The sequence below is a fragment of the uncultured Campylobacter sp. genome, from assembly GCF_963517995.1.
Classification (GTDB): domain Bacteria; phylum Campylobacterota; class Campylobacteria; order Campylobacterales; family Campylobacteraceae; genus Campylobacter_A.
Genome location: NZ_CAUQHQ010000108.1, coordinates 1 through 7692, shown reverse-complemented (window position 1 = coordinate 7692; position 7692 = coordinate 1). Strand labels below are relative to the sequence as shown.

Below are 7692 nucleotides of genomic sequence, written 5' to 3'. Positions count from 1 at the left end.
TTTCTATGCGTTAAATTTTATTAAAGTTTGGATTTTAACATTTTATTATTTAAACTTAGCTAGAATTTTGCCCGGTAAAGGAAAATATATGAAAAAAATTTTAGCATTTTTACTATTTTGCGCCTCGGCTTTTGCGGCTACGTTAAATTTCGTCACGCTTCAAAGCGACTTCGTGCAAACCATCACGAGCGAGAACGAAACGGTCGATTACTACGGTAAATTTTACGCAAAAAGCAACAACCGCGCCTACTGGATCTACGAGCGCCCGACGCCTAAAAAAATCTACTTTGATAAAAACCGCGTCGTCGTGATCGAGGATACGCTCGAGCAAGCTATCGTCTCTAAATTTGAAAAGGCGCCGAATTTGATTGACGTCGTTAGAAATGCGGTTAAGATCACCGATACGCTTTATAAGGCCAAATACGACGGCGTGGAGTACCTAATCACCGTGAAAAACTACATCCCCACAAGGATCGACTACGAGGATAAGCTCGGCAACAAAATCAAAATCACGCTGAGCAATACTAAAAAGGATTTTAAGATAAGCGATGATTTGCTGACGCCGGTAATACCGTCGTATTATGACGTCATAAACCAATAAATTCTTTGTAAATAGTGGCTTGTCTCGCGAGCGCTTTTTACGGAGTTTGTAAAATTTTGGCTCGATGAACTACGTGTTCTATCTTCGCCAAAATTTTACCGCACAACCCTAAAAATCATCTCGCGATACTTCGCCTTATTGTTCTCTATTCAAATTTGAAGTCAAATTTGTAAATTTGACTCACCGAGACCCGCACCGCAAAAATGCTAAATTTAAACTCGCGACGCTTTGCGCCAGCAAAGCTATGTCGCCACATCTCACGTCGTAGGGGTTGGGGGATTTTTAAGGGGGAAGGGAGCGACTTCGTAATTCAAGCCCCTTCCCCCTTAACAATAAAGACTAAAATCCAAATTTGACCAAACAAAATTTAGCACCTTAAAGGTGCGGGTCTCGGCGAGTAAAATTTATAAATTTAATCCCAAATTTACTGCTCGCCAAAATCCTTGCCAAAATCATCTATCTGGTTTAAATCCATCGGTTTTAGCTGATTTTTATTTCCTCTTAGTATATCCTCGACCTGCTCTTTTTGCGATCTTTTAGAGCCCGTAGTTTTGACGTTTTTTAGCGCTTCAAGTAGCTCTTCGATATTTGGTTCGCGCACGGTTTTTAGCGAGATGATGAGCACCTCGTCGATATCTATGGAGTGCTTTTTAGCGGTGTATTTAACAAGAGTTTCTTTAAATTTTTCCTTACCCAGCGAGGTTAGCAGATCCTCGACATAAAAGCTGCCGATAACGACGTTTAGCGCGTCAAGCACGTACGCTTCGTTATCCGCGACGTCGCGCCCCTCTAGACGCAGGCTCACGCTTACTTTTTTGATCGAGCTTTTAGCGTCTCTGGAGTACAGATCGGTTTCAAAGTTGTCGATATTTAGCGTCTCGGCGAAGGCCATAACCGCGGCAAAAGCCAGCGCAAAAATCTTTTTCATACGTCTTCCTTAATGTTTTCAAATTTGTTTTCAAGATAGAATTTCTCGACCTCTTCGTCTATTTTAACGACGCTTTGCAAATACTCTCTAAATGGCCGACTTTTGCCGTAAAATATCCTCAGCTTTTTGGGGTCTATCGCCCGCGATAGCGCGACGTAGAGCTGCCCGTTGGCAAAGATATGATTTAGGTCGCACACTAAATTTTCGATGCTCATGCCTTGGGATTTATGTATCGTGATCGCGTAGGCTAGCTTTAGTGGAAACTGCGTCAAAGACGCCCTCGCGCGCTCCTGCAAATGCTCGCCCTCCATCACGAACTCGCTCATATCAAATCTAGCTCGCTCCACCTCGACGATCTCGCCGTCAGCTTTTTGCACGATGACGCTTTTTATCTCGCCGTTTTCTTTTAAAATTTGCATTATCTGTCCGCGTTCGCCGTTATAGTACTCGCCCCATTTATTTACGGTAAATATAACTTTCGCTCCGATTTTTATATTTAAAATTTCAGGTGCGTAGAGGTTTGCGATCCAGCGATCCAGCGCGTTTTCGTTTAAATTTTCATCGTAAATTTCAACTAGCGCCTCGGCTCTTTCAAGCGGCGCGGGCAACTGAGAAAGCATCTTGTTATTTAGCTCGTCCGCTTCGTAGTTTCGCCCAAAAAGCACGCTGGTGTCGTCATCTACCTGCACGCTTGGCACGCGTAAATTTTCGATATAGGCAAACACCTCGGGGCTCAGCCGCCCGACGCGAAGCATAGATAAGATATCGTAAAATTTCTTATCCTTCGTGCGTTTTGAGACTACCAGTTCGATATTTTTAAACTCAAATTCATGCCACGAGCTAGAGTTAAAAGCATAAAGAAATTTAAACAGCGAGCTGCCATCTTCGCCGTTTTTTCGCACGGGCGGCAGCTGATAAAAGTCGCCGACGAGCATCACGCGCCCGACGAATCGCGAGCTCATCAAGCGGTAATAAATCATATCCATCAGTCCCGCGCTGATCATCGAGATCTCGTCTATCACGATGAGGTCGCAGACGTCTAGCATCTTTTTTAGTTCGCCGAGTTTACCGCGCTGTTTACGGTCGTAGCCGCGCAGCTCCTCAAGATTTGAGCAAATGCCGAATTTAAAAAAACTATGTACGCTCACTCCGCCGACGTTTACCGCTGCGATGCCGGTACTGCCGAGTACAACGACGTTTCTTAGCTCGCTTTTATAGTGCTTAATGACTGCTTGCGTGAGGTGGCTCTTGCCCACTCCGCCGCGCCCGGTGAGAAAAACGTTTGATTTTTTTAAGATGTCTAGCAGCTGGTTTAACACAAATTTTCCTAATTTTTTGTAAAATTATAGCTTATTTTTAAGGAGCTAGATTGAAATTTTATAAATTTATATTTTCCGTAGCGACGGCGTTAGCGATGCTGGGCGGCTGCGCGTCGTCAAAAGATACCCCGGGCGCGGTAAATTTACCTGATCAAGGCGCTAACGCCGCGCCAGCATACGATATGCCCGAGGAGAGCTCGGACGAAAATTTAGGCCACATCAGTTATCTAAAATTTGACGTCGATCAAAATGCAAATGCGCTGCCGATGCTGCCTTTTGAAGCGCAAAGCAGCGGCGAAACCCTGCTGCAAAAACGCTTTAGCGCGCTTGATCTAATAGCGCCCTCAACGACCGCAAAAGACGCTTTTTGGGCGCTAGACTACTATAAAAACACGTCAAAAAGGCAGTATTATTTCTCAAATATGCGCAAAATCCCAAACGAGTGGTTTGAAAAGGTGCGTAAAAACGCTAGCGTAGAGAGCTTCGGTAAAGTCTCTCTACCTGCGATAACGACGGCAAATACTAGCCTGCGAAATATACCGACCGACGAGGCCGTACTCTATAATCCCGTGCGCGCAGGCGAAGGGCTGCCGTTTGACTACGCCCAGCTATCTTTCGTCTCTATCGGCTATCCGCTTTACGTTTCGCACTTTTCGGCCGACGGCGCGTGGGCGTTCGTAGGTAGCGACGCCGCATGGGCCTGGGTAAAATCGACCGAAATCAAAATTTTAAGCGCGGACGGCGTGCGCGAGCTAAAAAACTCTAAATTTCTAAGCGTTATAAAAGACGAAGAGCCTATCTACGACAAAAACGGCAACTTTTTATTTTACGGGCGTATAGGCGCGATTTTGCCGTTTCAAAGCGAGGATCAGTTTAAATTTTACGGCAAAATCCAGACTCAAAACGGGCTAAAAAACTACGAGATCTCAAAACAAAGCGCAAGCCGCTTTCCGCTTAAATTTAGCGACGAAAACGTAAGGGCGCTAGCGTCATCGCTACTGGGGCAAAGCTACGGCTGGGGCGGGTTTGGCGGCAAGCGCGACTGCTCACTGTTTTTGCAAGATTTCCTGGGTAGCTTTGGCGTGTGGCTACCTCGAAACTCAAAGGCGCAAGGTCAAATCGGCAAGGTCATAAACCTAGCAAATTTAAGCGCGGAAGAAAAACTGCACGTCATCAAAACGCAAGCCGTGCCGTATAGAACGCTATTTCACATGAACGGGCACATCATGCTCTACGCGGGTATGCGCGGCGACGAACCGCTCGCCGTGCACGACGTCTGGGGCATCCGCACGAAAGATAACGGTAGAGCCATGATCGGCGGCATAGCGATCACGACGCTAAAAATCGGCTCGGACGTAGCAGACATCGATCCAAAACGCTTGCTAGTTTCGAGGATAAATTCGATGAATACCTTTGAAGTAGCTAGCGGCGAGGAGGCGTCGCGCGCGAAAAAATCGGCGATCGAAAAAGCCTACGGCGTGAAAATCGTCGGCAACGAGGTGATTTTCGCGGACGGTAGCAAGGTCACATTTGACGACGGCGAGGTAAAGGACACGGCGCATCTGCTAAATCTAGCCGACGTCGAGGATACTTTTGCGCAGCCTTATCCGCTATTTAAGCCTCTAGCTCTACCTAGCAATGACGCTGGCAGATACCGAAACTACGAGCTTTTGGATAAAATTTACGGTGCGAACGAGGCGGAAGTGAGGGCAAATTTAACAGACGTCGTTTGGCTAAAAAATCACGGCGGCAAGACGTTTAAATTTAACTCCAAAAACGGCGCGGCGGCTGCTCTGCAAGCCGTTTCAAACGAGCTTGACGCGCTAGTGGCGCAAAAACCGGAGCTGCTAAAATTTCTCGATAATCCATCAGGTACGTTTAACTGGCGCGTGATCGAGGGCACCAAGCGCAAGAGCGCGCACTCCTACGGCATCGCGATCGACATAAATACCGACAAGAGCGACTACTGGCGCTGGAGCAAGGACGGCCGCTACCGCAATCAAATCCCCGAAGAGATCGTGCGCGTATTTGAAAAGCACGGCTTCATCTGGGGCGGGCGCTGGATTAGCTTTGATACGATGCACTTCGAGTATAGACCGGAATTTGGGCATCTAAGGTAAATTTGACCGCGGTTTTAACGATAAATTTAGGCAAATTGGGCTCAAATTTATCGTTATGTTTTGGCTGATAGCTAGACGTCACTGTTTTTGTTGTCAGTTAAAATTTGGGTTCTAGTTGGCAATAGGCGGTTTGTAAATTTTAAATTTAATGTTAGCCTTACGGTAGCCCGCGTGTCAATTTTTTAGTTTAAGCAAATTTGACGAATTTGAGATTTTTTAAATTTCAAGCGATAATTTTTCCAAAGTCGCGCTAGAAATTTGATACGCGCAAATTTCTAACAACGTTTGCGCCGCTAGCTAGCAGCATAAACCAAATTTTACTAACAAACTAGAGATGTTAAATTTTCCCGCCTTATGTTGCCGCGATCTCGATACTTTTACTTATAAACGCCTCTTGCAACTCGCTTTCAAACATCCGCTTGATCTCGCTTCCAAGTACACAGTTGCCCTTTTGCCAGGGGTGGTAGATCACGTTTCCTTCTTCGCCACGGCTTAGACAAACGCAGTTAAAATAACTCTTATCTGAAGCATCGTCCGAGACAAGGTAAACAAGCCCGCCTTCAGGGATAAAATTTCCTTCCTCCAGCCGCGCGGCGCGGACATTATCTTTATCGCCGCCCCGGCGTAAAATTTCGCGCCGTCCGCTATATCTTTAACGTTTATCCACACGGCCATTTTGCGCTTCTTTTTCCAAATTTAGCTCCGCAAGCGCGCTCTCGCCAACCACCCGAACGCCAAGTTTTTTTAGCGCCGCTGCGGTTAGGCCGTCGCCGCTAACGAGCCGCCCGGTAAAGCTTCCGTCGTAGATCTCGCCGCTTCCGCAGCTTGGGCTTCGCTCTTTTAAAATAGCGATTTTACAGCCGTTTTCGCGGGCGATATCGGCGCAAATTTGAGCACCCAAAAGAAACTCGGCCGTCACGTCGCGGCCGCTAAATTTGGTTACAACTCGTCCGTTTGAGCAAATTTCGGCAGGTTCGCGCGGAGTCGGCAGTCCGCCCAGATACTCCGGGCAAACGGCGATGAGCTCGTAAATTTGTCTGAGTTTGGAAAGCTCGCCCGCACAAATCGAGTCTGCGTTATTGCCGCCGTTATATTTGCAGTTTTCGCCGAGCAGACAAGCGCTGATTAAAATTTTGGGTTTATTTTTCATCGTTGGTTCCGAATTTAATAGTCTGGCAAGCGTTATTTCCTCAAAATTTACTAACGCTTCGGACGGTAAATTTAAATAAATTCGTCAAATTTAGCCTAATTTGAGCCGACTCTCAAATATAAAGCAGACCCGAAACGTCAAATTTTAGCCTAAAGCCCGGCCTCTTTTTTGATCTTATCTATATACATTTGCCTTAGCATCGGCACGTATTTGCCGACTTTGCCGCCGCTTATCGGCTTGCCGTCGGCCTTGACGACGGGCAGTAGCGGTAGCGTCGCAGCCGAGATAAACACCTCGTCGGCTTCGTAAACGTCTTGCATCGTAAACGGTCGCTGTCTGATCTCCAGCCCTGCCTTTTCGGCAAAACCCAGGATCACCTTGCGGCGAATGCCCGGCAAAATCTCGTTTGAGAGCGGTTTGGTTATGAGGACATTATCTTTTATGATAAACGCAGACGAGCTAGTAGCCTCGGTCACAAAGCCGTTTTCTACCATGAAACCCTCGTAGGCGCCTGCTTTTACGGCCTGTTCCTTAGCGTAGCACTGCGCCAAAAGCGAGATCGATTTGATGTCGCGGCGCTTCCAGCGGATATCCTCGACGCTAACGACCTCGATACCGGTCGCGGCGTCAGGGTTTGCGACGATATCTTTTTCGTAGCAAAACACGAAACAAGTCGGCTTTAAGCCTTTTATAAACTTAAAATCCCTATCGGCGACGCCGCGGGTGATCTGCATATAAACGCCACCTTCTTTTAGGTTGTTTCGCCAGATTACTTCCTCTAAAACTCCCCCAAAATCGCTCTTTGAAAGCGGTAAGCTTAGCTCGATCGCAGCTAGACTTCTCTCAAATCTCTCCCAAAAATCCTCCCTATCTACTAGCCGTCCGTTTAGCACCGGCACGACCTCGTATATGCCGTCGCCAAAGATAAATCCGCGGTCAAATGCGCTAACTTTAGCCGCCGCAGCGTCTATAAATTCGCCGTTTAGATATACTATCCCGTTCATTTTTTCTCCTTAAAAATTTAAGTAATTTTAGCTCAAATACTCTTAAAAAAGCGTTGCCTTAAGTCCAAATTTTAGCTTGGATTACGAAGTTTTTGATATAATTGGGACTAAATTTAAGGATAATCAGAAAGATGAAAAATAACGCGCTAAAAAAATTAATCCTAGAAAATATCTTCGTTATCTCAAAGCAACCCGTGCTGTTTCGCGATCTACTCGAGGCAAACTGCCTTTTTAACGAAGGCATGTTGATTGATCCTGCCAAGCTAAATTTTAAATTTCGCTACGCAAGAACTTACCTTGTTTACGGGCTTTTATGCTTTGCCATTTTTTTTGTTTTGCTGATTTTGACGCACCGTCTTTTTACCAAGCTTGATTTTCATCTCTCGATCGTTAGCGCGGTACTAGGCACTGCGGCCGTTTTTATCGGCTTTGATATGTTTAAAATTTGGGCGAGAAAAGCCGTTAGCAAAGAGCTCATAAAAAAAGCTTGGATCGAGCATTTTCCGTATTTTATCTAAAAAAAATAAAACCAAAATAATAAAAAAATAAAATAAATTGTTATAAAAAAAA

Annotated in this window: 8 protein-coding genes; 3 read left to right on the top strand and 5 right to left on the bottom strand. The window is 45.9% G+C overall.

Features of this window, described 5'->3' with window-relative positions; genetic code table 11:
* Positions 1 to 88: 88 nt before the first annotated feature.
* The gene (gene lolA, locus RYL88_RS09955; protein ID WP_314990979.1) at positions 89 to 601 is read left to right on the top strand and encodes a LolA-like outer membrane lipoprotein chaperone; all 513 of its coding nucleotides are present in this window, start codon (positions 89 to 91) and stop codon (positions 599 to 601) included.
* A 424-nt stretch (positions 602 to 1025) separates the two neighbouring features.
* Here lolA and RYL88_RS09950 read toward each other — a convergent pair whose 3' ends face one another.
* Positions 1026 to 1529, bottom strand: a complete 504-nt coding sequence (locus RYL88_RS09950; protein ID WP_295142358.1) for a hypothetical protein — start codon at positions 1527 to 1529, stop codon at positions 1026 to 1028.
* Complete coding sequence (locus RYL88_RS09945) at positions 1526 to 2848, bottom strand: AAA family ATPase (protein ID WP_314990977.1); 1323 nt, start codon at positions 2846 to 2848, stop codon at positions 1526 to 1528. Before RYL88_RS09945 ends, RYL88_RS09950 begins: the two co-directional genes overlap by 4 nt.
* Before the next feature lie 50 nt (positions 2849 to 2898).
* On the opposite strand from RYL88_RS09945, the gene RYL88_RS09940 reads away from it, so the two are divergent.
* Positions 2899 to 4968 (top strand): M15 family metallopeptidase, encoded by a 2070-nt coding sequence (locus RYL88_RS09940; RefSeq protein WP_314990975.1) that lies wholly within the window; start codon positions 2899 to 2901, stop codon positions 4966 to 4968.
* Positions 4969 to 5460: 492 nt separating this feature from the next.
* Here RYL88_RS09940 and RYL88_RS09935 read toward each other — a convergent pair whose 3' ends face one another.
* The 3 genes from RYL88_RS09935 to RYL88_RS09925 form a co-directional block, all read right to left on the bottom strand.
* Positions 5461 to 5643, bottom strand: coding sequence for a hypothetical protein (locus tag RYL88_RS09935; protein ID WP_314990973.1), 183 nt, complete (start codon positions 5641 to 5643; stop codon positions 5461 to 5463).
* A complete protein-coding gene (locus RYL88_RS09930) occupies positions 5621 to 6118 on the bottom strand; it encodes a DUF523 domain-containing protein (RefSeq protein WP_314990971.1) in 498 nt (165 codons plus the stop codon). Before RYL88_RS09930 ends, RYL88_RS09935 begins: the two co-directional genes overlap by 23 nt.
* Positions 6119 to 6267: 149 nt before the next feature.
* Positions 6268 to 7122, bottom strand: coding sequence for a D-amino-acid transaminase (locus RYL88_RS09925; protein ID WP_314990969.1), 855 nt, complete (start codon positions 7120 to 7122; stop codon positions 6268 to 6270).
* Between the two features lie 131 nt (positions 7123 to 7253).
* On the opposite strand from RYL88_RS09925, the gene RYL88_RS09920 reads away from it, so the two are divergent.
* Positions 7254 to 7640 (top strand): hypothetical protein, encoded by a 387-nt coding sequence (locus RYL88_RS09920; protein WP_314990968.1) that lies wholly within the window; start codon positions 7254 to 7256, stop codon positions 7638 to 7640.
* Positions 7641 to 7692 lie beyond the last annotated feature (52 nt).